General features: G+C 67.4%; 24 protein-coding genes. 8 read left to right on the forward strand and 16 right to left on the reverse strand.

What is annotated here, in order from left to right:
- Positions 1-56: 56 nt before the first annotated feature.
- Positions 57-1,412, reverse strand: coding sequence for an LLM class flavin-dependent oxidoreductase (locus ACOGI5_RS15555; RefSeq protein WP_419865312.1), 1,356 nt, complete (start codon positions 1,410-1,412; stop codon positions 57-59).
- 67 nt (positions 1,413-1,479) lie between these two features.
- On the opposite strand from ACOGI5_RS15555, the gene ACOGI5_RS15560 reads away from it, so the two are divergent.
- Positions 1,480-2,247 carry an NUDIX hydrolase gene (locus ACOGI5_RS15560; RefSeq protein ID WP_419865313.1) on the forward strand — a complete coding sequence of 256 codons (768 nt, stop codon included), beginning with the start codon at positions 1,480-1,482 and terminating at the stop codon, positions 2,245-2,247.
- A gap of 84 nt (positions 2,248-2,331) precedes the next feature.
- Here ACOGI5_RS15560 and ACOGI5_RS15565 read toward each other — a convergent pair whose 3' ends face one another.
- Both ACOGI5_RS15565 and ACOGI5_RS15570 read right to left on the reverse strand, forming a co-directional pair.
- Positions 2,332-3,633, reverse strand: coding sequence for an NAD(P)/FAD-dependent oxidoreductase (locus ACOGI5_RS15565; protein ID WP_419865314.1), 1,302 nt, complete (start codon positions 3,631-3,633; stop codon positions 2,332-2,334).
- A 66-nt stretch (positions 3,634-3,699) separates the two neighbouring features.
- Positions 3,700-5,082, reverse strand: coding sequence for an aminopeptidase P N-terminal domain-containing protein (locus ACOGI5_RS15570; RefSeq protein WP_419865315.1), 1,383 nt, complete (start codon positions 5,080-5,082; stop codon positions 3,700-3,702).
- A 59-nt stretch (positions 5,083-5,141) separates the two neighbouring features.
- Between ACOGI5_RS15570 and ACOGI5_RS15575 the strand changes: the two genes are divergently transcribed.
- Positions 5,142-6,677: an acyl-CoA carboxylase subunit beta gene (locus ACOGI5_RS15575; protein ID WP_419865316.1), complete on the forward strand. Its 1,536-nt coding sequence runs from the start codon at positions 5,142-5,144 to the stop codon at positions 6,675-6,677.
- Positions 6,678-6,693: 16 nt separating this feature from the next.
- On the opposite strand, the gene ACOGI5_RS15580 is transcribed toward ACOGI5_RS15575, so the two are convergent.
- Genes ACOGI5_RS15580 through ACOGI5_RS15590 form a run of 3 tightly spaced genes read right to left on the reverse strand, consistent with a single transcriptional unit; the run spans position 6,694 to position 10,216 of the window.
- Entirely contained in the window at positions 6,694-7,743 is a 1,050-nt protein-coding gene (locus ACOGI5_RS15580) for a transglutaminase family protein (protein WP_419865317.1), read from the reverse strand.
- Positions 7,740-8,732 carry an alpha-E domain-containing protein gene (locus ACOGI5_RS15585; protein ID WP_419865318.1) on the reverse strand — a complete coding sequence of 331 codons (993 nt, stop codon included), beginning with the start codon at positions 8,730-8,732 and terminating at the stop codon, positions 7,740-7,742. Before ACOGI5_RS15585 ends, ACOGI5_RS15580 begins: the two co-directional genes overlap by 4 nt.
- Positions 8,729-10,216: a circularly permuted type 2 ATP-grasp protein gene (locus ACOGI5_RS15590; protein ID WP_419865319.1), complete on the reverse strand. Its 1,488-nt coding sequence runs from the start codon at positions 10,214-10,216 to the stop codon at positions 8,729-8,731. The genes ACOGI5_RS15585 and ACOGI5_RS15590 overlap by 4 nt, the downstream gene beginning before the upstream one ends.
- 123 nt (positions 10,217-10,339) lie before the next feature.
- Between ACOGI5_RS15590 and ACOGI5_RS15595 the strand changes: the two genes are divergently transcribed.
- A complete protein-coding gene (locus ACOGI5_RS15595) occupies positions 10,340-10,981 on the forward strand; it encodes a hypothetical protein (protein WP_419865320.1) in 642 nt (213 codons plus the stop codon).
- An 18-nt stretch (positions 10,982-10,999) separates the two neighbouring features.
- Positions 11,000-11,326, forward strand: coding sequence for a hypothetical protein (locus ACOGI5_RS15600; protein ID WP_419865321.1), 327 nt, complete (start codon positions 11,000-11,002; stop codon positions 11,324-11,326).
- 70 nt (positions 11,327-11,396) lie between these two features.
- Here ACOGI5_RS15600 and ACOGI5_RS15605 read toward each other — a convergent pair whose 3' ends face one another.
- Positions 11,397-12,701, reverse strand: a complete 1,305-nt coding sequence (locus ACOGI5_RS15605; protein WP_419865322.1) for an alkyl sulfatase dimerization domain-containing protein — start codon at positions 12,699-12,701, stop codon at positions 11,397-11,399.
- Between the two features lie 22 nt (positions 12,702-12,723).
- On the reverse strand, positions 12,724-13,668 hold the full coding sequence (locus ACOGI5_RS15610) for a Gfo/Idh/MocA family oxidoreductase (RefSeq protein WP_419865323.1): 945 nt from the start codon (positions 13,666-13,668) through the stop codon (positions 12,724-12,726).
- A 131-nt stretch (positions 13,669-13,799) separates the two neighbouring features.
- Between ACOGI5_RS15610 and ligA the strand changes: the two genes are divergently transcribed.
- Positions 13,800-14,231 (forward strand): protocatechuate 4,5-dioxygenase subunit alpha, encoded by a 432-nt coding sequence (gene ligA, locus ACOGI5_RS15615; protein WP_419865324.1) that lies wholly within the window; start codon positions 13,800-13,802, stop codon positions 14,229-14,231.
- On the forward strand, positions 14,228-15,085 hold the full coding sequence (locus ACOGI5_RS15620; protein WP_419865325.1) for a class III extradiol dioxygenase subunit beta: 858 nt from the start codon (positions 14,228-14,230) through the stop codon (positions 15,083-15,085). Before ligA ends, ACOGI5_RS15620 begins: the two co-directional genes overlap by 4 nt.
- Before the next feature lie 24 nt (positions 15,086-15,109).
- On the opposite strand, the gene pobA is transcribed toward ACOGI5_RS15620, so the two are convergent.
- The 7 genes from pobA to ACOGI5_RS15655 all read right to left on the reverse strand — a co-directional run bounded on the left by pobA (position 15,110) and on the right by ACOGI5_RS15655 (position 21,878).
- Positions 15,110-16,282, reverse strand: coding sequence for a 4-hydroxybenzoate 3-monooxygenase (gene pobA, locus ACOGI5_RS15625; protein ID WP_419865326.1), 1,173 nt, complete (start codon positions 16,280-16,282; stop codon positions 15,110-15,112).
- Between the two features lie 77 nt (positions 16,283-16,359).
- Positions 16,360-17,109: an SDR family oxidoreductase gene (locus ACOGI5_RS15630; protein WP_419865327.1), complete on the reverse strand. Its 750-nt coding sequence runs from the start codon at positions 17,107-17,109 to the stop codon at positions 16,360-16,362.
- Between the two features lie 117 nt (positions 17,110-17,226).
- A complete protein-coding gene (locus tag ACOGI5_RS15635) occupies positions 17,227-18,102 on the reverse strand; it encodes an amidohydrolase family protein (protein WP_419865328.1) in 876 nt (291 codons plus the stop codon).
- Positions 18,099-19,187 carry a 4-oxalomesaconate tautomerase gene (locus ACOGI5_RS15640; protein ID WP_419865329.1) on the reverse strand — a complete coding sequence of 363 codons (1,089 nt, stop codon included), beginning with the start codon at positions 19,185-19,187 and terminating at the stop codon, positions 18,099-18,101. Before ACOGI5_RS15640 ends, ACOGI5_RS15635 begins: the two co-directional genes overlap by 4 nt.
- 9 nt (positions 19,188-19,196) lie before the next feature.
- Positions 19,197-20,111: an MBL fold metallo-hydrolase gene (locus ACOGI5_RS15645; protein ID WP_419865330.1), complete on the reverse strand. Its 915-nt coding sequence runs from the start codon at positions 20,109-20,111 to the stop codon at positions 19,197-19,199.
- 28 nt (positions 20,112-20,139) lie between these two features.
- A complete protein-coding gene (locus ACOGI5_RS15650; RefSeq protein ID WP_419865331.1) occupies positions 20,140-20,823 on the reverse strand; it encodes a 4-carboxy-4-hydroxy-2-oxoadipate aldolase/oxaloacetate decarboxylase in 684 nt (227 codons plus the stop codon).
- Positions 20,823-21,878 (reverse strand): amidohydrolase family protein, encoded by a 1,056-nt coding sequence (locus ACOGI5_RS15655; RefSeq protein ID WP_419865332.1) that lies wholly within the window; start codon positions 21,876-21,878, stop codon positions 20,823-20,825. Before ACOGI5_RS15655 ends, ACOGI5_RS15650 begins: the two co-directional genes overlap by 1 nt.
- A 197-nt stretch (positions 21,879-22,075) precedes the next feature.
- Here ACOGI5_RS15655 and ACOGI5_RS15660 point away from each other — a divergent pair, with 197 nt between their 5' ends.
- Positions 22,076-23,800: a thiamine pyrophosphate-requiring protein gene (locus ACOGI5_RS15660; protein ID WP_419865333.1), complete on the forward strand. Its 1,725-nt coding sequence runs from the start codon at positions 22,076-22,078 to the stop codon at positions 23,798-23,800.
- Here ACOGI5_RS15660 and ACOGI5_RS15665 read toward each other — a convergent pair.
- Positions 23,797-24,771, reverse strand: coding sequence for a LysR family transcriptional regulator (locus tag ACOGI5_RS15665; RefSeq protein ID WP_419865334.1), 975 nt, complete (start codon positions 24,769-24,771; stop codon positions 23,797-23,799). The two genes, ACOGI5_RS15660 and ACOGI5_RS15665, sit on opposite strands and share 4 nt — an antisense overlap.
- A gap of 171 nt (positions 24,772-24,942) precedes the next feature.
- Here ACOGI5_RS15665 and ACOGI5_RS15670 point away from each other — a divergent pair, with 171 nt between their 5' ends.
- Positions 24,943-26,115 (forward strand): ABC transporter substrate-binding protein, encoded by a 1,173-nt coding sequence (locus tag ACOGI5_RS15670; protein WP_419865335.1) that lies wholly within the window; start codon positions 24,943-24,945, stop codon positions 26,113-26,115.
- Positions 26,116-26,165: the final 50 nt, after the last annotated feature.

Consider the following 26,165-nt stretch of genomic DNA (forward strand, 5'->3'; position numbering starts at 1 on the left):
GGCAACTCGCCTGACGCTGCCCCTGGAAGTCCTGACGCTGCTGTGCAGACGGCCAGCTAAGCCAAGCGCCAGGCTCCCGGATCGGGGACCGGCAGGCCGAGGTGGTCACGCAGCGTTGTGCCGGAGTACTCGGTGCGGAACAGGCCTCGACGTTGCAGTTCGGGAACGACGAGCTCGACGAAGTCGTCGAACGCCCCCGGCATGTGCGTGCCCGCGATCACGAAGCCGTCGACGGCACGCTCGGTGAACCATTCCTCGAAGTAGTCGGCCAGCTCGACCGGGCCGCCCACGGTCGGGTGCGCCAGCCGGCCACGGCCCGACACCTGCACGAAGTCGCGGACGGTGGGATTGGCCCGTCCGGTGATCTGCAGCACCTGGTTGCGAATGCCCTGGATGCCGGTCATGGCATCGAGGTCGTCGTCGGACAGCGGCTCGTCGAGGTCGCGGCTGGCGAAATCGAAGTTCAGCCCCTCTGACAGCAGCGACAGGTCGTCGACCAAGGTCGGCAGCTCGTCGTACGCGGCCCGGCGGTCCTCGGCTTCGGCCATAGTGCGGCCCACCACGGGGAACGTCAGGTTGGTGATCTTCACCTGGTCGGGGTCGCGGCCGAGCGCCTCGATCTGCGACTTCACGGCGGCGTAGTGCTCGACAGCACTGTCGAGACGGACCTGGCTCACGAACAGCAGCTCGCCCCAGCGGGCAGCGAAGGTGGTACCGCGCCCGCTCTGGCCGGCCTGGATCACCACCGGATGGCCCTGGGGTGTGCGCGGCACGGTAAACGGCCCTCGTGACGAGAACCACTGCCCCTGGTGGTCGAGCCGATGCACCCGGTCGCCGTGCGCGTACAGCCCCGCATCGCGGTCGGCCGCTATCGCATCGGCCTCCCACGTGTCCCAGTGGCCGTGCACCACCTCCATGAACTCGTCCGCCCGGTCGTAACGCACGTCGTGGGCGGGCGCCTGGGCCAGGCCCATGTTGCGGGCCTCGTTGTCATTCACCGACGTGACAACGTTCCACGCCGCCCGCCCGCCGGTGAGGTGGTCGAGCGTGGCGAACACACGGGCCACGTGAAATGGCTCGTAGTAGGTCGTCGAGTAGGTGGCGCCCAGACCGAGCCGGCTGGTCGTCATGCCCATGGCGGTCAGCACCGTGACCGGATCGAGCTTGACGCAGCGGATGCCCGCCTCGACCGTGTGCCGGTGATCGCCGCCATACATGTCGGGCATCGCCAGGCGGTCGTCGAAGAAGCCCAGATCGAAGCAGCCGGCCTCGAGCACTTGGCCGATGTGGCGGTAGTAGTCGAAGGTGGTGACGTCGTGACGGGCATCGGGATGCCGCCACGCGGCCGGAATGGTGGTGCAGTTCTGCGCCTGCAAGAAGCCCACCAGCACGATCTGACGCTGAGCGTTCACGACCAGCGATGGTAGAGAGTCGCGCTCACCGGCGGGCCGGGACAGCCAAGTGCCAGACTCGACGGCTATGCCCCCTGGCCCGCAGACCGCCGACATCGCCCACGACGAGGCGTTGCGGGAACGACTTGGGGCGAACCTGGCCCGCCACGATGTGCGCCGGCATCCGGAACTGGGCCGCAAGCGCGCCTCGGTCGCCGTCATCGTGCTGGACAGCCACGCGGATCTGCACGGAGCGGACCCAGAATTCACCGGTCTGGATGCCACCCAGCGACGCGACATGCTGGCCGAGGTTCCCGGCGCGGCCGATGACCCGACGCTCACCGGCCATGTCGAAGGAACCGCCGGCGGAGCAGCCGTGCTGCTGACGAGGCGGGGCTCGAACTTGCGCGGGCACCCACGGCAGTGGGCGCTGCCAGGTGGGCGGCTCGATGACGGTGAGACGGCGCTGCAAGCAGCCATCCGGGAGTGCTCTGAGGAAGTCGGGCTGGAGCTGACCGGCGATGACCTGCTCGGACAGCTCGACGACTACCCGACACGCTCTGGCTACGTCATCAGCCCGTTCGTGTTCTGGCTCTCCGACGACCGGGAGCCGGTCGCGAATCCCGCCGAAGTCGCATCAGTGCACCGCGTCTCGCTGCGCGAGCTGGTCCGGCCCGACTCGCCGCGGTTTGTGAGCATCCCAGAGAGCGACCGTCCCGTCGTGCAGGTCCCCATCGGCGGCGATCTCATCCACGCACCCACCGGGGCCGTGCTCTACCAGTTCCGAGCCGTCGCCTACGACGGCCTCAACACCCGTGTCGACGAGCTGGAGCAGCCCGTGTTCGCATGGCGTTAGCCAGGCGAACCATCAAGCACAGCGCCTGGCGCTAGCCGGTTGACACAGGTGCTATAGCTGCGGAGGCGGCAGCTTGAGGGCCACCTAGCCGAGCACGGACATCGACGAGCCGTGCAGGTCGCGCTTGCGAGAGAACGTGCCCATGTCTATGTCGAAACCGGTGTGCTTGCCCGTGACCACGAGCGGGTCGGCGTCGTGGTCGTGGCCGGCTTCTACAGCGCCGATCAGCTCCGCCATGCAGTGGCCAGCCACCGCCGCGTTCTTGAACTGGTTGCCGCTGGTGCCGATGGCCACGTAGAAGCCGTCGAGCGACGTGCGGTCGTAGATCGGGATCCAGTCGTCAGTGACGTCGTACACACCCACGACGCCCCTCGGCTGGTGCGGCAGGCCCAATTCGGGCATGCGGCGGGCGAACCGCAGCACGTGGGTCTCCCACTGCTCGCGAGAGAGGTCCTGCGAGCAGCCGTCGATCTGGTCGGTGCTGAGCCATTCCAAGTCGTCCATGTCGAGCTCGAGCGAGCCGATGAGGATGTTGTTGCCCACCTCGGGTCGCACGTAGCAACCGCAGTCGTCGTCGGCCATCGCCGCACCCACGCGCTCGAAGTCGACACCTGCCGGCGAGGGCACGTGGTACACCTCTTTGCGCTGCGGCCGGGTGCTGACTGTCATGCCATCGAGCACCCCTGCCAGCTCGTTGATGGCACTGCTGTGCGGGCCGGCCACATTCACCACGACCGGCGCTGACAGCACAGCGCCGTCGGCCAGCACGACGCCCTCGGCTCGGCCCGAACCGGCGATCCCCACGACGGTCTCGCCGAAACGGAATTCGGCCCCTGCGGCTTCGGCCGCCAGCCGCAGATTGTGGGCTGCGAGCTGCGGGTCGCCGATGTAGCCCGCTTCCGGCGTCCACAGCGCGCCGTCGAGCTGCGAGGTGGGCTCGGCCCAGAAGTCAGGGTCTGCGATCTGTCGAGGCGGACCGAAGCGCGACAGGTCGAAGTGGCCGAGCCGCGCGACCGCCTCGTCACGATTCCAGACCTCATAGGGCACGCCGAGCGCCTCGAAGTGCGGCACGGGCAGCAGGTGCGGACCGTCGCCGCTGATCAGCGTCAGCATCCCGCACTTGGTGAACGTGGTGTAGCCGGCCTCGTCGCAGTCGCCGATGTGCTGCGGCCAGTTCAGCCAGTACTGCAAGCCCTCGTAGGACATCGCCACGCCCGCACGCGTGGAATAGGTGAACCGCACGATGGCCGACGACGAGCTGGTGGAACCCTGGCCGGCGCCAGGGTTGCGATCGACGCCCACCACCCGCCAGCCGCGCTGGGCCAGCTCGTAGGTGACCGCTGTGCCGATGACACCTGCGCCGATAACGATGGCGTCGTAGCTCATGCCCTAGCCAACCTGTACTTCTTGCCGTCGCACATTCCTGCAAGCACGTCGTGGGCGCTTCCAGCTTCAGCCGATGCGGATCGGCTTGGCGATTGCGGCGGTGAGCACCTCGGGATCGCCGTCGGTCACCAGCACGTCGTCTTCGATGCGGATGCCGCCGAACCCGCGCAGCTCGTCCACTCGCTCCCACACGACGCTCTCGGCGAACTTCTCCCGCCGGGCTGGGTCGCCCAGCAGCGCGTCGATGAAGTAGATGCCCGGCTCGACGGTGGTGACCATGCCGGGCTCGAGGACTCGGTTCGGCCCCAGCTTCGCCAGCACCGGATCGTCGCTGGGCTCACGGCTGTAGGGGACGCTGGTGATGTCATGCACCGACAGGCCCAGCAGGTGGCCGAGCCCGTGGGGGAAGAACAGCGCCACGACGCCCTCGGTCACCAACTCAGTTGGATCGCCGCGCAGCAGCCCCATCTCGACCAGGCCGGCGCCCAAGATGCGTGCAGCGGCCAGGTGCACCTCTTTCCAGACGGCCCCCGGCCGGCACATGTCGATGGTCTGCTGCTGGGCGCTCAGCACGACGTTCCAGAGGAACTGCTGCTCGTCGGTGGGGTCGGCGCCGACGACCATCGTGCGGGTGACGTCGCTGGCGTAGCCGCCGAACTGCGCGCCGGCGTCGATGAGCAGCAGGTCGCCGGCCTCGATCGCCCGGGTGGCGGGTCGCAACGGGTCGTCGCCCGCATACACGTAGTGCAGGTACGCGCCGTGAGCGCCCGAGGCCACGATGCTGTCGTAGGCCACCCGAGGGGCACCCGCGGCGTAGAACTGCGCCTCCATGCCGATCTGGATCTCGCGTTCGGTCATGCCCGGCGCCGCGTGGGCGTACACCCACTCGAATCCGGCCGTGCTGGCAGCCGCAGCGCGCCGGATGTCATCCAGCTCGGCCTCGTCCTTGGTCATGCGCTCAAGCGCGACCGCAGCACTCAGCCGGAGCACAGTCGCTTCGGGTGTCGGCTCGGGGGTTTCGCCTGCTGCGCCATCAGGCGCTGATTCGTCGACCGACTCTGCTGGGGCGGGCAGTACCTCGGGCATCGCGGCGCCGGCGCCCAGCTCGATCAGCGTGCGGTCACTGCGTTGCGCCAGCCACTCCTCCAGCTCGTCGAGAGGCCGTCCGACGGGTGTCGGCGGTTGCTCCCACACCAGCCGTTCCGGGGTGAAGCGGGGTCCGAACAGCTCCCATCCGTCTGCCGTGGCGTCGTAGGCGAGCGTCGTGCCCGGCGAACCCACGGCGGTCAGGTAGGCCACATCTGGGTGCGGCAGGAAGGCGAAGTGCTGATCAGTTCCCGACCAGCCCGCCGGTTGGCCCGCCCGCAGCAGCACCACCTCGTCGGTCAGCTCCCAGCGCTTCGCGACCCGCGCCCGCCGCTCGGCCAACGCCTCGTCAGTCGGCTTCACGCCGCGCACCCTAACGCCGTCGCTGCGGCCCGCCCGCGCGATCCCTAAGTTCTTGGCGCGTGAGTGACGAAGCTGTCCCTGAACCCGAGATGCCACCGCTGCTGGCAAAGGCCATGGCGGCGAGGGAGGCGACGCTGGACGAGACCCGTCCCGAGGCAGTGGCCCGCCAGCACGCACGAGGCCGCTGGACCGCCCGGGAGCGGATCGCCGCGCTGTTCGACCCGGACACGTTCGTCGAGTACGGCCAGCTCGCACAGCCCCAGATCCGCTCGCTGGGCGATGGGCCGGCCGACGGCCTCGTCATGGGCGTTGGGCAGGTCGACGGCGTCTCGGTGTGCGCCTTCACCTACGACTACACCGTGATGGGCGGCAGCCAGAGCCCGACCAACCATCGCAAGGCGGACCGGATGATGGAAGTGGCCGAGCGCAACCGCTGGCCCGTCATCTTCTGGTCAGAAGGCGCCGGAGCACGCGCCACCGAGCTGTTCTACGAGAGCGGCACGGCGACCACCTTCATCCAGCTCGCACGGCTCTCGGGCCTGGTGCCGATCGTCACGATCCTGTCGGGGCCGAGCTTTGCCGGCCAGGCCAACATCGCCGGCACCTCCGACGTGGTGATTGCCACGAAGGACTCGACGATGGGACTCTCGGGGCCGCCGCTGGTGCGCTCGGCGACCGGCGAGGACTTGACCCCCGAAGAACTCGGCCCCATGTCGCTGCATGAACGAACCGGTGCTGTCGATCTGGTGGTCGACGACGAGACAGCGGCCCTGCAGACAGCCCGCAGGTACCTGTCGTACTTCACCGACGTGGCGGCTCCCCCGCCGCCGGTTGCCCACGACCAGACCCCGTTGCGCACGATGGTGCCCGAGAACCCCCGGCGCGCCTATGACGTGCGCAAGATCGTGGAGATCCTGGCCGACGAAGGCTCGGTGATGGAGCTGCGCCCGCTTTTCGGGCGATGCCTGTCGACATCGCTGTGCCGTATCGAGGGGCACCGCATCGGCGTGCTGGCGAACAACCCCATGTTCGGGGCGGGAGCCATCGATTCCGAAGGCTCGGCCAAGTTCTCACGCTTCGTCGAGCTGTGCAATGCGTACGACCTGCCGCTGCTGTTCCTGTGCGACACGCCCGGCTTCATGATCGGGACGGCTGCGGAGAAATCTGCGATCGTGCGCCACAGCGCCCGCACCCTGGTGGCGGTCAGTGCTGCCGACGTGCCGATCCTGGGCGTGATCCTGCGCAAGGCGTATGGCCTCGGCTACTACGCCATGGGCTCCGACGCGCTGGACCCCGACCTGTATGTCGGCTGGCCGACTGCCGAATTCGGCGGCATGGGCCTCGAGGGCGCGGTGAACATCGTGTACCGCGACGAACTTGAGGCTGCGCCCGACGACGCGACCCAGCGCGAGATCCGGGACCGGCGCGTCGCCGAGTGGAAGGAGCGCAATACCGGCCTGGAGTTCGCCCGGTCGTTCCTGCTGGACGACATCATCGATCCGGCCGAGACGCGAGACCTGATCGCCCGCCTGCTGGCGACGTTCCCCGCACCGGCGCCGCGTGAGGGGCGCAAGCACCCCATCGATCCCTGGTAGCCGGCTCAGCCTCTCGCTACTGCTGCTGTTGCTGTGCGGCCTGCTGCTGCGCCGCCGCATCAATCGGAGGACTCACCGCAACACGGGCCTGGCGGCGGATCGGCTCGGTGACCATCGAGACCGGCGCCGTCGGCAGGGCGATGATCACCTCGGCGTCCACCTTGGCGTCAGCCGTGCCGTTGAACACGCCGCGCACCGGCGGGACGTCGTTGTAGTCACGTCCGTAGCCGATCACGACGTGCCGTTCGCCGACGAGCCCGCCATTGGTGGGGTCGAGCGCATGCCATCCGTAGCCGGGCACCGCTGCCTCGATCCATGCGTGCGTCTGCACGGAGATCGCCGTCGGGTCGGCCGCGACGGGACGCTCCGGAGCGAACACGTCCTCGCCGACGAGACCATGGCTGGCATCGTCAGCGGGTTGGGCATCAGCACCCTGGTCGGGTCTCGTTTCGTCGAGCGCAAACAGGTACCCAGAGACGTAGCGCGCCGGGATTCCGATGCACCGCAGCATGCCCACAGCGAGGTGAGCGAAGTCTTGGCAGACCCCCCGCCCGCCGTCGATCAGCTCTTCCAGCGTCACACCGATGGAGGTGGAGCCGCGCTCGTAGGCGAGCACCGTGGGCACTGCCTGGGCAACGGCCAGCACGCGCTCGCACACGTCGTCGGCAGCGCCGCGGACCGCCCACGAGGCCACTTCGTTGACCAGTTCGCCCCATTGCACATGCTGGGACGGCGCGAGGTATTCGACGTGCTCGTTGACGAACTGCTGATCACTCAGCCGCTCGCAGCTCACAGGCGCCGGGGCGCCGTCGGTCGGCGTGGTCTCTACCGATGCCTCGGCTACCACCAGCAGATCGTCATGCGGCGCTCGCATGCCGAGGTGGTCGACGGTGGTGCCGAAGTAATCGCGCGTCTGCAGCACCCGGGTCGCCGGTGTTGTCGTCAGCCGGTACGACAGCACCTGCTGGCGCAGGTCGTCGCGGGGCCGTACCCGGATCTCGTTCTGCGACTCCGAGACGGGCTCTGCGTAGGTGAAGTGCAGCCGGTAGGCGATGTCGAGTCTCATTGCGGCCTGCCGTTCCCGTCACCGGGCCGCACGAACTGCGCATGAACTTCGGCGAAGCTCGATCTCGCCACCGTGCTGGCGTGCACATCGGCGGCAAGCTCAGCCAGCGCCGAGCCCAAGTAGGCCAGCTCGGCCTCGGGTTCGGCCAGCAGCTCGTCGAGCTCGCCGTACTCCAAGTGCGCCCGCAGTGCCCCGGCGCGCCGGCGGGGAGTGGCCACCGCGCCCGCTGCCGCGGCAAGGTCATCCAAGCGCAGCTCGACCCGTCCGAGACACCACAGCACCGAGCGGGGCATTTGCTCGTGCTGCAGGAGGAACTTCGCGACTGCATGCCACTGCGGCGAGTGCCCCAGCTCGCGCCGTGCGGCCTGCAGCGAGTGTGTGAACGCCAGCAGGCGGTTGCCGTCAAAGACGTCGCTCCCGGTGCCCAGACCCGACTTCAGGAGCTCCACCGTCAGGATCGAGCGTTCGAGCAGCCGGCCCGCCTCCATGAACGCGTAGCCCTCGTCGCGGCTCATCGACTCGGTCATCACGCCGCTGAGCGAGCGGCACCCCCGCCGGGCGGTGATGACCGACATGCGCGACACCTCGCCGCCGGTCTGCTCCCGCGCAGCAGCACCGACGGACTTGGCGCTCTGCATCAGGATGTGCAGGCTGTTGGCCTCCTCCCACAGCTCGACCGGGATGCGATCGCGCACGATGCGCAGGTTCTCGCGTACGGCTTGCACCGACGACACCACCGAACCGGGATGCGAATCGTCTGAGACCAGGAAATCCATGACGGCATAGGGGCCGGTGCCGACCTGCGCGGCCACGAACTCGTCCTGTAATCCCAACGCCTGCACCAGCCGGCGCGAGGCCAGCCGGGCCTCGGTGGCCTGGCGGTGCATCACGGCGTTGGTCTCCACGGACACGCAGCGGGCGATGGTGTCGGCCCGCTCCAGGTAACGGCCGGCCCACAACAGCGAATCGGCATGACGCGCCAGGATCATCGGGCGGGCTCCTGTGCCGAGGCACCGTTCGAGTGGGCACCGTCGGCCAGCACCCAGGTGTCCTTGGAGCCGCCGCCCTGGGACGAATTCACGATCAGCGAGCCCTTCCTCATCGCCACCCGCGTCAGGCCGCCGGGGAACACCTGCGTCCGCTCGCCGGTGATCACGAACGGACGCAAGTCAAGGTGGCGCGGTTCGAGCACGTCATCGCACAACGAGGCCAGCGTGGACAGCTCCACCACCTCCTGCACCACCCAGTTGCGCGGATCCCGTTCGATCTCAGCCCGTGCATCCGCCAGCTCCTCGTCGGATGCGTCACGGCCGATGACGATGCCGTATCCCCCAGACTCGCCCACTGGCTTGATGACCAGCTCGTCGAGCCGCTCGAATGCCGCTTCGCGCTGGTCGGGCTCCCACATCACATAGGTCTCGACGTTGGGCAGGATCGGCTGCTCGCCCAGGTAGTAGCGAATCAGGTCGGTGACGTAGGGATGGATGGCCTTGTCGTCCGCCACGCCGTTGCCGATCGAGTTGCACACCGTCACCGTGCCCGCACGCATGGCGCCGAGCAGCCCCGGCACACCCAGCGTCGAGTCCGGTCGGAACGACACCGGGTCGAGGAAGGAGTCGTCGATGCGCCGGTAGATCACGTCGACCGGCACCAGGCCCTCGATGGTGCGCAGGTACACGACATGCTCATCGACGACGAGGTCGGGGCCCTCGACCAGCTCCACGCCCATCTCCCGGGCGAGGAACGCATGCTCGAAGTAGGCCGAGTTGTAGATGCCCGGGGTCAGGATCACGATGAGCGGCTTGTCGCCGGACCCAGTGGGCGCCACCGATTCGAGCGCCGTGCGCAGCATCCGGCCGTACTGGCTGACCGGTTCGACGGTGTGGTCCTCCCACACGCGGGGGAACGCCTTGGTCATCGCCGCCCGGTTCTCGATGACGTAGCTGATCCCGCTCGGGTTGCGCAGGTTGTCCTCGAGCACCCGGTACTGGCCCTCGGCATCGCGCACCAGATCGATGCCTGCGATGACGCAGTGCGCGTCGTGTGGCACGCTGACGCCGAAGGCATTGCGCTCGAAGCCGTCCGACGACTGCACCAGCCACGCAGGCACCACGCCGTCGGCCATGGCTGCGCCCTCGCCGGTGTAGACGTCGGCCAGGAATCGGTTCAGTGCGGTGACGCGCTGGGCCAGACCCCGCTCGATCTCCTGCCACTCGGTTGCGGCGATCAGCCGGGGGAACAGGTCCATCGGCCAGGTCCGCTCGGTGCCCTGCGAGTCGCCATAGACGGTGAAGGTGATGCCCTGGCGGCGGAATTCCTCTTCGATGATGCCCTCGCGGCGCCGCAGCTCAGCCGTGTCGAAGTTGGAAAAACGCTCGACGATGGCCGCGTAGAGCGGGCGGACGGAGCCGTCACGGTCAAACGCCTCGTCGTAGGCAGGGAACTCGGCGTCGGGCTTCCGCAGTTCCGCCATGGCCCATTTGATAGCGCGTCAGCCCAAGTGCCGGTGCCATCGTCGCCCGTCACAGCGCTGCAGGGACCGTCCGCTAGAGGCTGACTCGCCTGATGGCGGGGCCGTCATGACTACGCTCGCCGGATGGCTGCAGTCACAGAGACCACAACGGCACCGCTTCGCGATCCAGACGCCGAGGGTGCCATCGAGTCCGCTCTCGCTGCGATCTCTGCGCCTGGCTCGTTCTTCACCGGGGCCGAGCGGCTGGCCATGGCGGCACAGGCTCGGGTAGCACGAGGTCTGGCCGAGACAGGACCTGACCTCGACCCCGTCGTCGCCGAGGCGGTGGCCCGCGTGGCAGCGGCCGCGATGACGAGCCGGAAATCCCACGTCCAAGCGTGGGTGGACAGCGGCCGGGACATCTTGGCCTATGTCGAATTGGTCTCGGTTGTGGCCCAGACCGCCAGCATCGACTCCTACCGCATCGGCCTCGATGTCGAGCTTGACGTGCTGCCCGGCGCCGTCGACGGAGCGCCTGCGCCCGAAGTGGCAGATGGGGCGGCCATCGTCAACGCCTGGGTCCCGACCGTAGGCGTCGCCCTCGCCCCCACCGCACTATCGGCCCTCCCGCGCGAGAAGGCCACCAAGGCGGCCCTGGGCGCGGCGTGGTACATCACCGACAAGGTCATCCACCAATACGACGTCGAACCCGGCAGGGAGCTCACGCGACCGCAGATGGAACTCGTGGCCGCCCGAACGTCGTGGCTCAACGAGTGCTTCTTCTGACTGTTCGGCCACACCTGGATGCTCCGTGAGAGCGCCAACGCCCAAGGCCAGCCGATCAACGTGCCAGCCGTCACCCGGCCCCTGCTCGGCGCGCAGCTCCCCCTCGGCGACGAACTCCTCGCCTTCACCGATGCCATCGCCCTGCTCGACTTCGACGAGCTGCCTATAGCCCGAGCCGACCTCATCGCCGCCGGGGGCAGCGGTGCCGCTACCCGGGCCGCTGCCGTCTGCGCCAGCTTCGAAGGCATCAACCGCATCGTCGACGCCGTCGGCGTGCCCGTCAACAAGCGCTTCTACGACATCGGCACCGAACTCGGCGTCGAGGTTCCCGACCACCTCCGCTGATCCTGCACAGCACACGGCGCGATATCGATCGCATCGCTCGCGGGCCGCTCAAGCCCGGGGGCTCAGGCCTTCAGGTGTCGAGCGATTCCCGCAGCTCTTGCGCGCAGGTGTGCAGGTAGTTCCGGCCGGTTGCAGTCACCAGGTTGTAGGCGAGCGCATCGAGCGCGTCGGCCTTGAGGCGGGTCATGGCATCGGATTCGTGGTCGAGCGCGAGCACCAGGTCGCACAGCTCTGCGCACCACTGCGCCTCGCCATCGGCGAGCGCCTCCCGTGCAGACGCCACAAGCGCCTCTGGGCCGCCGGCTAGCGCCGCCAGCCGCCGAGCCCGGTCGGCGGGATGCAGCGGGTTCATCTGGGCCGGATTGCCGTCGAACCATCCCAGGATGCCGTTGAAGATCGCCCGCACCGACCACGCCACGTTGCCGTAGTACTGGCCCAGCAGCGGATGATCCGCGAGGTCGTGCGGCAGCGTGACCTCGTGTGCCAGTTCGTCGGGTGTCTTGCCAGCGTTCATGCCGGCGATCGTCTCGTTGTAGATGTGCCACAGGCCGCGGCTGTAGGTCTCGAGCGCGGCGTCGACCTCGGCTGCGCCGGAGAACGGCGTGGTATGGCCCAACACCAGATGATCCGCCTCCATGGCACGGATCCGGTCGACCGATTCGCACCAGTCGCGCACGTCGCGGTACTGCGTGCCCCGGATCGCATACAGGTTGGGGAACGAGCGGTACATGTTGTCGCCGGCGAACACGACCCGCTCGTCCGCGAACCACGTCATGATCTGGTCTTCGGTCTCGCCCGGGTTGTGCGAGACCTCCAGCCGAACACCGCCGATCTCGATGATCGCCGAGCCCTCGAACCGCCTGGTCGGGAAGGTGCGCGGGTCGGGGCCCCCGCCGGGACCGCCCGCCAGCGCGCCCGCCTTCGGGTACACCGCCGGTGCGATGCCGTTGTTGATGCGCTTGTCGGGCGGCAGCTTGAATCCGGCCTGGCGCAGTCCGCGGGCGCCCGCGATCGACACGCCGTTGCGGGCGAATCGCCGCGCCTCGTCGCCGAAGTGCTGCACTCCCCAGATCTCGATGTCGGGGTTCTCGTCGATCAGCGCGGGGGCACCGCCGGTGTGATCGGGATGGCCGTGGGTGTACACGAGCGCCACGATCGGCAGATCGGTGCGGCGCCGCAGTTCCGCGATCGCATGGGAGGTTCGCTCGGGGATGCTGCCGCCGTCGACAGCCACCACGCCGGTGTCGCCCAGCACGAAGGAGAACGTGGAGACGCCATAGCCCACCGCCACGAACACGCGCTCGGTGAGCTGAATGAACTGCTCTGCAAACAGATGCTCGATGGACCGCAGCTCGGCCGACGCCGGTGTGTCCATCGGATCTGCTTGTGATGATGCCTCAGCGTTCAATGAGCGTCTTCTCCAGCATGTCGATCGTCTCCATCGCACCGAGCGCCTGGTTGACCGACGCATTGGGCTCACGTCCCTCGGCGATCGCCGAGATGAACTCCCGGTCCTGCAATTCAATGCCGTCATTCGAGATGGCCACGCCCGTCAGGTCGACCGGATTGTCGTACCCGTCCACCAGGTCGTCATATCGGGCGATGTAGGTGCCGTTGTCGCAGATATAGCGGAAGAACGTGCCGAGCGGCCCGTTGTTGTTGAACGACAGTGACAGCGTGCACAGCGCCCCCGACGGCACGCTCATGCCGATGGTCATATCCATGGCGATGCCCAGCTCGGGGTGCGTCGGCCCCTGCTGCGCCCAGCCGGCGGTGATCGGTTCGCCCGTCTGGTAGCCGAAGAGATCGACGGTGTGGCACGAGTGGTGCCACAGCAGGTGGTCGGTCCACGTGCGGGGCTTGCCCATGGCATTGCGGTTCTCGCGCCGGAAGAAGTAGGTCTCGACGACGAGATGCTGCAGCGTCAGGCCGCCGCGGCTGATGCGGTCGTGCACCCACTGGTGGCTCGGGTTGAAGCGGCGGGTGTGACAGACCATTGCGGTGACGCCGGTCTCCTGCTGGGTCCGCACCAGCTCTTCGCTGTCGGCGAGATTGTCGGCCATCGGTATCTCGACCAGCACGTGCTTGCCCGCCCGCATGGTCTCGATGGCCTGGGCCGCGTGCATCTGCGTCGGGGTTGCGAGGATCGCCGCATCGGCGTCGAGCGCCAGCGCCTCGCTCAGGTCGGTCGTCCATCGCTCGACGCCGAACTCGTGTGCGAACGCCTCAGTGTCGTCGGCGAGGCCGCCCACTATGGCGACCACCTCGACATCGTCAATCCGCTGCAGCGCAGCGATGTGCTTGCGCCCGATGGCGCCCTCTCCGGCAAGGATGATCTTCACCGCACTCCCCTGTCCGCTGGCGGCCCCGACCCTAGGCGGACCTTGTGACGCTTCCGATTTGATCGCTCGGCGCGAACAGACTTACCGGGCAGAATCTGAAGTCAATAGCCTCGGTTGGCCGAGGGGGCGCCATGGCGACGACACGCGACTACGACGACATCCCGGGGACGTACGTCTTCGATGGCCGGCGGTCGCAGCAGGGCTACCACCTGAACATGTTCTGTATGAGCCTCAATGCCGAGTCCAACCGAGAGCGCTTCCGGGCAGACGAAGTGGCGTACCTCGACGGTTTCGATCTCTCGCCGTCCCAGCGCCGAGCGGTGTTGGAGCGCGACTGGCTCAGCCTGCTGCAGCTCGGGGGGAACATCTACTACACGTTCAAGCTTGCGATCTTCGACGGATTGTCCATGCAGGACGTCGGCGGAGCGATGTCGGGCATCAGCCGTGAGGAGTTCACACAGATGATGATCGACGGTGGTCGCCCGGTCGAGGGCAACCGTCGCATTGGCGAATCGGCAGACTCCCCTGCAGAGACACCTGGTGTGGGAGAGCACACGTCATGACCACCGTCGTCGGCGGCATCGGCACTTCACACGTCCCCGCAGTCGGGGCTGCAATCGACCACGGCAAGCAGGACGAGCCCTACTGGCGCCCGTACTTCGACAAAATCCAGCCCGCCCGCGAGTGGATGGCCGCACAACAGCCTGATGTTTGCATTGTCGTCTACAACGATCACGCGTCGGCGTTCTCGCTGCAGCTCATCCCGACCTTCGCTCTCGGCGTAGCGGCCGAGTTCCAACCAGCGGATGAGGGCTACGGACCCCGACAGGTCCCGACGGTGCAGGGACATCCCGAGCTGGCCTGGCACCTCGCGGAGTCGCTCATCGGCGACGAGTTCGACATCACCATCGCCAACGAGATGGACGTCGACCACGGCCTCACTGTGCCGCTGTCGGTCATGTTCGGCGAGCCCGACGCTTGGCCGTGCCGGGTCATCCCGATCTGCGTCAACGTCATCCAGTACCCGCCGCCGTCAGGCAAGCGATGCCTCAGTCTCGGGCGGGCGATCCGGCGAGCGCTCGACAGCTACGCCGGTTCCGATGCCGATTCGCTCAAGGTTGTCGTCTTCGGCACCGGTGGCATGTCGCACCAGCTCCAGGGCGAGCGGGCCGGCTTGGTCAATGCCGAGTTCGATCTGGCGTTCATGGACGAACTGGTCGCCGAGCCCGATACGGGCTGCCTTCGCTCCCACACCACCTACATACGCGAGGCGGGCTCAGAGGGCATCGAGCTGGTGATGTGGTTCGTTATGCGTGGTGTGCTCGACGACGACGTGGACGAGGTCTTCCGCATGCATCACGTGCCCACATCGAACACCGGCAACGGCCTGCTGATCCTGCAGAACGCAACCGGCTGAACCAGGCTGATCCACTCCGTGCCGCTATTGCTCGAGCGGCAGGCCGACGTATTGCTCGGCAAACGCGATCTGCGCCGGCTGCGATGTGGACAGGTGGTACAGCTCCTGCTCCTGCGCACGCTGGTCGAAGTCGCTCATGTCGGGAAAGCGATGCAGCAGCATCGTGAGCGACCAGCTGAAGCGCATGGCGCCCCACACCCGGCGCAGCGCCATGTCTGAATAGCTGTCGAGATAGCCGTCGTCGCCCCGCTGGTAGTGCTCGACGAAGGCCCGTGCCAGGTAGTGCACATCGGAGATCGCCAGATTCAGGCCCTTGGCGCCGGTCGGCGGCACGATGTGCGCTGCATCACCGGCCAGGAAAAGGCTGCCGTAGCGCATCGGCTCGGCGGCGAAGCTGCGCAGCGGAGCGATCGACTTCTCGATCGACGGACCGGTCTCGATGAGCGCCGCCTTATCCGCGGGGATGCGTGCGAGCAGCTCGGTCCAGAAGCGGTCGTCGGGCCATTCGTCGATGGTGTCGGTGAGCGGGCACTGCACGTAGTACCGGCTCAGCATCGGGTTGCGCATGCTGCATAGCGCGAAACCCCGTTCGTGGTTCGCGTACATCAGGTGCGGGAGCGGCGGCGTCTCCGACAGGATGCCGAGCCAGCCGAAGGGATAGATCTTCTCGAACTCGGTGCGCACCGAGGCCGGAATGGCCGTGCGGCTAACGCCGTGGAAGCCGTCGCAGCCGGCGACGAACTCGCAGTCGATGCGCTCGCGCACGCCGTTGGCGCTGAAGGTCACGTACGGCCGACCGGTGGGGTTGCCGATGGCCACGTCGGCTGCCTCGAAGATGATCGTGCTGCCTGCAGCTTCTGCTGCCTCGTAGAGATCCTCTTGGATGTTGGTCTGGCCGTACGCCATCATCCGGCGCCCGAGCAGCTCGTTCGAGTCGATCGACAGCATCTCCGAACCGCGCCACGCGATGTTGATGGTGTCGTGGACCTGACCCTCGCGGTCCATGCGCTCGGCCAGCCCGGCTTCCCGCAGGATCTCCACCGAACCCCATTCCAGGACGCCGGCGCGGATGCGAGCCAGGACATAGTCCCGTGACTGCTGCTCCAGCACGACATGGGAGACGCCTGCTCGGCCGAGCAGGTGCGACAGCAGCGTCCCCGCCGGGCCGGCGCCCACGATCACGACCTGTGTCTTCATCCCTGCATCTTCACCACTGCGCCCGCCGTACGACGACCATTGCCGAATTCTCCACTGGCTGCCGCCGGCGCGGACGCTCAGCCCCGCATCGCCGCCAGCCGCTGCTGCACCCCGGCGATGAACCCGTCGTAGTCCTGCGCCTTCATCTGGAACATGCCCAGTGGCTGGGGGGACGGCACGATCAGGAATCGCTCATCCGCGAGTCCGTCCACCACCGAGTCGACCACCTCATCGACCGTCAGCGGCTCCACCATGCCCGCGCCGAAGTGATCGATCATGGGCGTATCGACGATGGTCGGGCACAGGCAGCTCACCTTGATCTGCGGGCCGTGGTTGATAGCCAGCCACTCCGCCACGCCCACCGCAGCGTGTTTGGACACCGCGTAGTTGAACGACACCGGCCCGGTGATGAGCCCTGCCCCCGAGGCCGTGACCATGAACGACCCGCCGCCCCGCTGAGTCATGTGCGGTATGACCGCGCGCGCCGCATGCACAGGACCCATGACGTTGACGGCCAAGTTGAGGTCCCAGTGCTCGAGCGGCGTGCCGAGCCCGCCGCCCACGCCGACGCCGGCATTGGCGCAGAACAGATCGATGTGGCCCATCGCCGCGATCGCCGACTCCACGAGCGCAGTGACCGACTCCTGATCGGCAACGTCACACCCCACGGCCGTGCCTCCGATGGCCTCAGCGACAGCCTGCGCCCCGTCGCCATCCAGATCGGCCACCACGACGCCGGCGCCGAGCGCCGCGAAGCGCTCGCACATTCCCTTGCCGATGCCCGACGCACCGCCGGTGACGACGATCTTGCTGCCCTCGATCTGCATGATGTTCCTCGCAATCGGCCGACCTGGTCCGTTCGGCGGAAGTTAGTGCCGCACACGGACTCAACCGATACGAAGCAGCATTCTTCTTGGTGACCGGCACACTGGCGCGCCCACGAGTCAACTGAAGTCGTAGAGCGTCGCGGGATTGGCGACCAGGATCTGGTTGCGGGTTGCTTCGTCGGGCGCGAACGCCGCCAGCGCATCGAGAAGGTCACCGTCGTCGGGCATGTGGCGGACGTTGGGATGGGGCCAGTCAGAACCCCAGAGAATCCGGTCGGGTGCCGCGGCGATGAGCGCCTGCGCGTAGGGCACCACGTCGTCATACGGCAGCGATCCGTCGGCGGTGAGCCGCTCGGCGCCTGACACCTTCACCCACGCTCGTGCGTCGCCCATCAGATCGAGCAGCGCTCCGAATGGCTCCTGATCGAGTCCGGCAGCGGCGTCCACGCGGGCCATGTGATCGATCACGTACGGGCACGGCATACGGTCGAGCATCCCTGCGTAGGTCGGGAGATCCTTCGCATCGAAGTGCAGCACGATGTGCCAGCCGAACGGCTGGACACGGTCCACCAATCGCCAGAACACGTCGAGGTCAGGCGCGCCGCCGAGGTGCGCCACGAAGTTGAAGCGGGTGCCGCGCACCCCGGCGTCGTGCAGGTCGCCGATGTCGGCTTCGCTGAACGACTCGTCGATCATGGCGACACCGGCATAGCGGCCGTTGCCCCGCACGAGCGCGTCCACCATGGCGGCGTTGTCGGTGCCATGGCAGCTGGCCTGCACGAACACGGCGCGAGACAGTCCGAGGCGCTGCTGCAGCACCTCGAATTCGTCGATGCCCGAGTCGGGCGGCGTGTAGGTGGCTTCGGGAGCAAACGGGAACCTGTGTGCAGGGCCGAAGATGTGACAGTGGGCGTCGGTTGCGTTGGCGGGTGGGGTGAACGCAGTCGGCGCGTGCGGCGAGGGGTGCGGCGGCAGGATCGTGCGTGCTGTCATGCGCCGTCGCCCGATGGGGCGCTCCTGGGAAAGACGATGCCGTCGAAGAGTTTGCGAGCGGTGCGGACAATGCCCGAGCGACCGACCGTCGGACCGTGGGGGCCGTCTTCGATCTCCACTCGAGCGGCGAAGGTGCCCGTGGGGTGCTCGATGTCGACAAGGTCGGGATCGTTTCCGGGCTGCAGAAGCTCTGCGCCGACGCCCCCCGGCAGCCGCACGGCGGTGGCGATGGTGACAGCGCCCAGCACGCCGATTGCGTCGTGGCAACGGTGCGGGATGAACGTGCGAGTGCAGATGCTGCCGCCGGCTCGAGGCGCGGACACCAGCGTCATCTTGGGCACCGTCGTGGCACTGACATCACCGAGCCTCATCAGCTTGCCGGCGTGCAGGCGGATGGTCTCCAGCCGTTCGGTGAAGGGCTGATCTGCTTCCAACTCCGCCGGCGTCTCATCACCGACGATGCCCAGATCAGCGGCCCGCAGCACCACTGTGGGCATGCCGTTGTCGATGCAGGTCGCTTCGACGCCCTCGATCACGTCGCTCACCGAACCAGTCGGCAGCAGCGTCCCGCAGGACGAGCCCGCAGTGTGCTCGAAGTCGAGCCGGACTTCGGCGGCAGTGCCCGGCACGCCGGATATGGCCGTCGTCCCGTCGTAGGTCGGCCAGCCTGCGTCGAGCGGGAAGGTGGCCGTCGCGACTGAGCCGCTGTTCACCATGCGGATGCGCACCCGTGCATGTTCCCCACCGGCCGTGACCAGCCCGCGCTCGACGGCGAACTGGCCCACAGCGGCCAGCAGGTTTCCGCAGTTCTGCCGATCGCTGACCGAGGCCTCGTCTACGCCGACCTGCAGGAACAGGTACTCCACGTCAACATCGGCATCGGCCGACGGCGAGACCACCGCCACCTTGGATGTCAGCGGATGCGCGCCGCCGATCCCGTCGATCTGGCGCGGATCGGGCGAGCCCATGGCCCGGGCGAGCAGCGCGTCCCGTTCGGCGGGTTCGTCGGGCAGCTCATCGGCTACGAAGTAGGCGCCTTTGGAGGTGCCGCCCCGCATCACCATGCAGCGGATGCCCGGGATCATCTGGCGGCTTCAGTCTCGGCGCTCGATGCGCGGAGGAACGCCGGCTTCGAGCACCACCTTGTCGAGGTCTCGGGCCACCAGCAGATCGCCTGTGTAGCCGCCCTCCCGGATCGGGTTCTCGAAATCATGCTCGGAGACGGCAGCGCCGGGCCTCTGCAATGGCCCCGAGGCTGCGGCCGGGGCCGGAATGAGGTGTGTGAGCACCAGGGTCGGCATGCCCAGCTCGGCCGCTTGGGGCCCGATCAGGCGCGTGTCGGCGTGGTAGTCGAGGATGAAGTGGCGAATCGGTGGCCCTTGCTCCACCTGGGGAAACAGCATCGCCTCGTAGACGAGCACGTCGGCGCCTGCCGCCAGCTCTGCCACTTCGTCGCAGACCAGCGTGTCGCCGGTGATGACCACATCGCCGTCGGGGGTCGAGACGCGATAGCCGACTGCGGGGAAGACCGGCTCGTGGCGCACCTGCCCGGCGCTCACTGCCACGTCACCCGAGCGCCACACCTCGGTGGGCGATTCGGGCACCTCGAACGCCGTCAGCTCCATCTCGACCGTCCTGGAACGGCGGGAGTGCTCGGCACGCACGGCGAGGTCGTGCCGCCATGGGTGCAGCATCTCGCTCACGTAGTCCTCTGCCGGTCCGGCCGGCACCACGATCTGGATGGGGGTGAAGTCGTCGCCGCGCGCCATCACCCAGTGGCTCAGCACGAGATCGGCCAGACCAGTCAGGTGGTCGCTGTGATGATGCGTGGCGAAGACGGCGGTGAGCTGCAGATTCCACATGCCCACCGCAGCCAACCGCTGCACGGTGGAGCGACCGGCATCGAACTGCAGCGCCAGGTCGCCAGAGCGCACCAGCACCCCAGGCCCAGCACGGTCGGCGTCAGGGACCGGCGAACCCGTGCCGGTGATGATGACCTCGGTAGTCATGGACGCGCCCCGCCTCGACGCCGCATGCCTAGTCGACCCACTTCACGCCGAGATCGGCCAGCTTCTGGCGCAGCCCGTACATGTCCAGCCCCAGCTCACCGGCCTGCAGCCGGGCCCGACTGTCCTGCTCATTGGCGAGCCGGGCGTTGGACTGCTCGAGCGCCCAGGCGGCTTCGCTGCGGGGCACCGCCACCACGCCGTCATCGTCGGCGCAGATGACATCGCCCGGCTCGATGATGACGCCGTTGATGCTGATGGGCACGTTCACCGAGCCGGGGGTGTTCTTGACCGTGCCCTCGCAGGACACGTGACGGGACCAGGCCGCGAAGCCCATCGCTCGAAGGTCCAGGGTGTCGCGGACCCCTGCGTCCATCACCAAGCCCACGACGCCGCGTGCCATGAGCGACGATGCCAGCAGGTCGCCGAACATGCCGTGCGTGGACGGCGCCGTGTTGGTGACAACCAGCAGGTCGCCGGGCTGGCAGACCTCCACAGCGGCGTGGATCATGATGTTGTCGCCGGGATGCGAGAGCACGGTGACCGCGGACCCGCCGACCTTGGTGCCCTGCTGGATGGGTCGCAGATCGGGGCCGAGATAGCCGCGGCGCCCGATGGCTTCGTGAACGGTGGCGGTGCCGGCGTCGCCCAGGCCTGCGATGACCTCGCTGTCGGCTCGCTCGATAGTGCGCTTCACGATGTGTCGGGCCGCCATCATCCCTCCCGGTCTGCCGCCGCTGCGGCGCTCTTCTGGGCTTCCAGGGCCCCAGCCAGGCGCGGGTACACCCGCAGGGCATTCTCGCTGAAGATCATGCGGCGGGCATCGTCGCTGATGTCGGCGGCGTCGATGTAACGCTTGGTGTCGTCGTAGTTGAAGCCCGTGGTGGGGTCGATGCCCCGCACCGCGCCGACCATCTCCGACGCGAACAGGATGTTCTGCGGCGGGATCACCTCGACCAGCGTGTCGATGCCGGGCTGGTGGTACACGCAGGTGTCGAAGTACACGTTGCCCAGCAGCGACTCGTCGAGGGGCCGCAGGCCCATGTCCTGGGCCATGCCCCGGAACCGACCCCAGTGGTAGGGCACCGCTCCCCCGCCATGGGGGATCACGAACCGCAGCCCGGGATGATCGGCGAACAGATCGCTCATCATCATCTGCACGAACGCCGTGGTGTCAGCGCCGAGGTAGTGCGAGCTGGTGGCGTGAAAGTTCGGATTGCAGGTATCGCTGACGTGGATCATCCCGGGCACGTCCAGCTCGGACATGGTTTCCCACAGCGGCCACCAGTAGGGATCGTTCAGCGGCGGGCCGGTCCAGTACCCGCCAGAGGGGTCGGGGTTGACATTGCAGCCGACGAAGCCCATCTCGGTGACGCAGCGGCGCAGCTCCCGCACCGAGCTGTCGATGGGCACTCCGGGCGACTGCGGGAGCTGGCAGACCGGCACGAAGTTCCCCGGAAAGAGGTCGCAGACCCAGCGGATGAGGTCGTTGCAGTGCTCTGACCAGAAGCGGGAGGTGTGCTCGTTGCCCTCGTGGTGGCCCATCCACGACGCCCGCGGCGAGAAGATCGTCAGGTCTGAGCCGCGCTCGCGCTGCAGGCGAAGCTGGTTCTGCTCGATGCTGTCGCGGATCTCGTCGTCGCTGATGTCGAGCAAGCCCTTGGCGCCGACATGATCCGCATTGGCCTCGAGCGCGGCGCGCTGCGAGTCGCGGTACTCGCCGAGCTGCGGCGGGGCCGTGGTGTAGTGGCCGTGGCAGTCGATGATCACGGCAGCCTCCCCCGACTGAGAATTCCCGGACTGGTCACGCCGGCGCACTCGCGGCGCTCGCCCTGCTGGATTCCGGAGGCGACCATATTCGCTGAGTCGCGACAACTGATCCAACTCGCGTCTCGGGAACGCCACCGATCAGGCAGCCACGACAACCGCGATCGCCGCGATTGCCGATCTGCCATGCTGTGCCGGCTATGAGTGCTCCCGTGCCCGCCCATCCCCGCACAGTCTCTGAAGCCTTTCTGACTGTGCTCGCCGATCGCGGCGTGGAGTGGATCTTCGGCAACGCGGGAACGGACTTTGCCCCGGTCATCGAAGCGCTTGCTGCGAACGCCGACGGTCCGCTGTCCATGCCTCGAACGGTCGAGGTTCTTCACGAAACCGTCGCGACCTCAATGGCGCACGGTTACTGGCTGATGACCGGACGGCCCCAGTGCGTGATGGTTCATGTGAACGTGGGCGTGGCCAATTCCTTGATGGGGCTGATGAACGCCTCACGGGGCCGGGTGCCGATCCTGTTTGCCTCGGGCCGCACGCCCATCACCGAGCAGGGCCGGCTGGGGAGCCGCAACGCTCCCATCCACTGGGGCCAGGAGATGTTCGACCAGGGAGGCGTCGTCCGCGAATTCGTGAAGTGGGACTACGAGCTACGCGCCGGCGAACAGGTGGTGGACCAGGTTGACAGGGCGCTGGCGATTGCACAGGCCCAGCCCGCCGGCCCGGTGTACTTGAGCCTGCCCCGGGAAGTGCTGGCCGATGCGCTGCCCGAGGGATTCACGCTGGGCGAGCGCAGCGTGGAGTCACCGGCGCCGCCGCATCCCGACCCGGCAGCGGTCGAGGCCGCGGCTCGCCTGCTGGCCAAGGCTGAAGCGCCGCTCGTCATCACGTCGGGAGGCGGGCCTGATCTCTTCGACGCGCTTGGACCGGCTGCAGACCGCTTTGCGCTGCCAGTCGTTCAGTTCTGGCGGACGAGCGTGGCGATCTCCACCGAACATCCGATGTACGCGGGCGAGAACCCAGCCGAACTGCTCGGCAAATCGGACTGCGTCGTCGTGATCGACTCGATGGTGCCGTGGGTGCCCCACGCCACGCGGCCCCGTCCTGATGCCCGCCTCATCCAGATCGGCCCCGATCCGCTGTTCTCCGGCACGCCAGTGCGATCGTTCCGCAGCGATGTAACCATCACCTCTACGGCCTCGGCCGGTCTGGAGGCGCTGGCCGCCGAACTCGACCGCATCGGGTTCGCGGACGCCGATCCGACCCAGCGCAGGCGCGCGTCACTTGTCGCGCAGCTGCGTTCGCGCCGGGATCGGGAGGTTGCAGCGGGGCACGATCCGGGCGGCCAACCGATGTCGCCTGAATTCATGAGCGGCACGCTGAGCGAAATCATCGGCAGCGACGCAACGGTCGTGAACGAACTCGGCTTGGCCCCGGCAGTGATGTCGTTCACGGGTCCGCGCAGCTTCTTCGGTCCGGCAATCTCGGGTGGTCTGGGATGGGGCGGCGGCGCTGCTCTGGGCGCCAAGCTCGCCGATCCTGAGAGGCTGGTGATCTGGGCCACGGGCGACGGCTCGTATGTGTTCTCCAATCCGCTCGCTGTGCACCATGGCGCGGCATCGCTCGGGCTCGGATTGCTGACCGTCATCGCCGACAATCGAGTCTGGAACGCCGTTCGCCGCTCAACGCTGGCGGTGTACCCCGAGGGTGCCGCCGCGCGGGTCGCAAGGATGCCGCTCAGCTCCCTTGAGCCAGTGCCCGATTACCCGAAGCTGGTCGAGGCCTACGGCGGCCACGGACAGCATGTCGACGAGCCAGATGAGCTGCGACCAGCGCTTGAACGAGCCATCGACGTCTGCCGCTCAGGCCGCCAGGCCCTTGTCTCGGTCCACGTCTCCTACCCCGACACCGCCATCCACTAGCCGGGCCGCTCTCGCTGCGGCTGAGAATGCTCTCCGAGTGGTTGGTGGACTCTCGTCGTCGCGGTGCTGCCGAATCTCCGTCGAGCGACGCGGCGTATGGCACTGGACACGGCGCGAGTTGCTGGAGCGGCGAGATCTCCCGGATGCAGCATGCTGAGCTGGATGATCTCGTCGCTGTCAGCGAGAGGCACAGCGCCGAGGCCCTGGCCCTTCCCCACGATCTCGAAGGTCATGTTCGGCATGATCGTCACGCCGAGCCGCGCTGCAACGAGACGTCGAACTGTGTCGTGATTGAGTGCTTCGCCAGCGATTCTGAGCGGGTACGGACGCAGGTACTCGGTGGCGAGGTCCCGCAGGGTGTAGCCGGGCTGCAGCGTGACGAACGGCTCGGAGGCCACTATCTCCCGGGTGACCGCCGGTCCATGCAGCAACGGGTGATCCTCGTGCGCAACCAGCATCAATCCGCTGCGCGCCAAAGTCTCGACACGCAATTGAGGCGAAGCATCGACCGGGTGAGCTGCGACGCCAATGTCGAACGTACCGTCATGCACACCGTCAGCAACTGCCTTTGAGGTCAGTTCTGCGACTTCCACATCGAAAGCGGAATGATCGGATTGGACCATCCGCACGGCTTCGGGCAGGAGCCCGGTCAGGGCCGAATTCACGGCCGCAACTCGAACCCTTCCGAACCGTTTTCCGGCGACCGCAGCGGCGTGCTGCTGAGTGGATTCTTCTGCGCGAAGGAGACTCCTGAGGTGCGGCAGCATCGCCGTCCCGGCATCTGTCAGCGTTGAGCCACGCGTCGTCCGCCGGAGCAGTTGGGTCCCGAGGCTTTGTTCGAGCTTCTTGACGTGCACTGACACCGCCGGCTGTGACAGATGCAGCGCGGATGCGGCCCTCCGGAACGACCCCTCGCGCACGACGGCATCGAAGCAGCGGACATCAAGCAGGCCGAGGCGGCCACGGGCCATAAGCAAAAACTATCACGACATAATTAGAGACTTCCTTTGCTGATGAAGCGGCCGACATACGGTCATCTGCGGGAACTCAATGCCGCAGGCCGCGTTCGCCGATAGGGCCCGCCTTCTGTGTCGGAGCGCCCGACGGGTCCATTCGGGGCTCACGAGTTCTGGGAGGGAATCATGCACACTCGACTCTGGCGACTGCTCGCCCTGCTCCTCGCGGCCGCTCTCGTCGCCTCGGCCTGCGGGGACGACGCCGACACGAGCGACACGGGAACAGCCGCGGCTGACACCGCTGCCGCAGACCCCATCGAGACGGCCGATGACGACGCCATGGACGACACGGCGAGCGACGTCGACTCCGATGACGGCATGGACGAGGATCCGGCAGAAGACGCTGCGGCAGACGAATCGGCCGCAGACGACACGGATGACATGTCGGACGAGGCGGTGGAGGACGACATGGACGACATGGCGTGCTCCGAGATGCACGATGTCGTCGCAGCCACGGTGAATCCGAACGACTTGCTGAACTATGCGCTCCAGAACGGGCTCTTCGAAGCCGAGTGCCTGAACGTGACTCTGGCCGAAGGTCTGAACGGGCCGGGAATCGTGACCGGACTCGCTGCCGGCGAGATTGATTTCGGCCTCGTTGCGGCAGTGCCTGTGGCGACGTCAGTTACCAACGCCGCCCAGCCGATCCAGATCGCCTCGGTCCGTACCGCCGCCGTGGAGGGCAACGACTTCCTGGTACTCATCGCCAATCCGGCATCGGGCATCTCCAGCCCGGCCGACTTCGCCGGCAAGAACATCGGCATCCGCTCTCCAGGCTCGCTGTGCACAGTCGTCATCAAGCAGGCGATGATCAATGCCGGGATCGGCGATCCGAACTCTGCGGCCACCTATGTCCAGGGCGAATCAAACGGCGACCTCAAAGAGAAGCTGTTCGCCGGCGACATCGATGCGACCTGCTTCACCTATCCCTTTGCCGGCGGTGTCGTCGGGGACGATGCTGTCATCATCGGGTCGACGCTGTCCGCCTACCCCGGCGGGATCCCGGTGGGCGTGACTGCCGTCAGCGACGGGTTCGCCGCCGAGAACGCAGATCTTGTCGAACATTGGAATGCAGCGATGCGGGCATCGGCTGCGTACGCCAATGAGGACGAGGCGCGCTGGCGGGCGCTGCTCCCAGACATCACGTCCATGAAGCCTGAGCAGGCAGCGACATCGATTCTGTCGCTCAATGTGGGCGGCGGCCCTGTCGAGGATTGGGACTTCGGCCCGATCTTCGCCACTGTCGAAGCGCTCGGGCTCACCGACGGCCCAGTCGATGTGGAGAACGTCTTCGACTGATGAACTGACCATTGATGATGGCCCGGACCATGAGCCCGGGCCATCATCAA

The sequence above is a fragment of the Candidatus Poriferisodalis sp. genome (genome assembly GCF_965208925.1).
Classification (GTDB): Bacteria; Actinomycetota; Acidimicrobiia; order Acidimicrobiales; family Poriferisodalaceae; genus Poriferisodalis.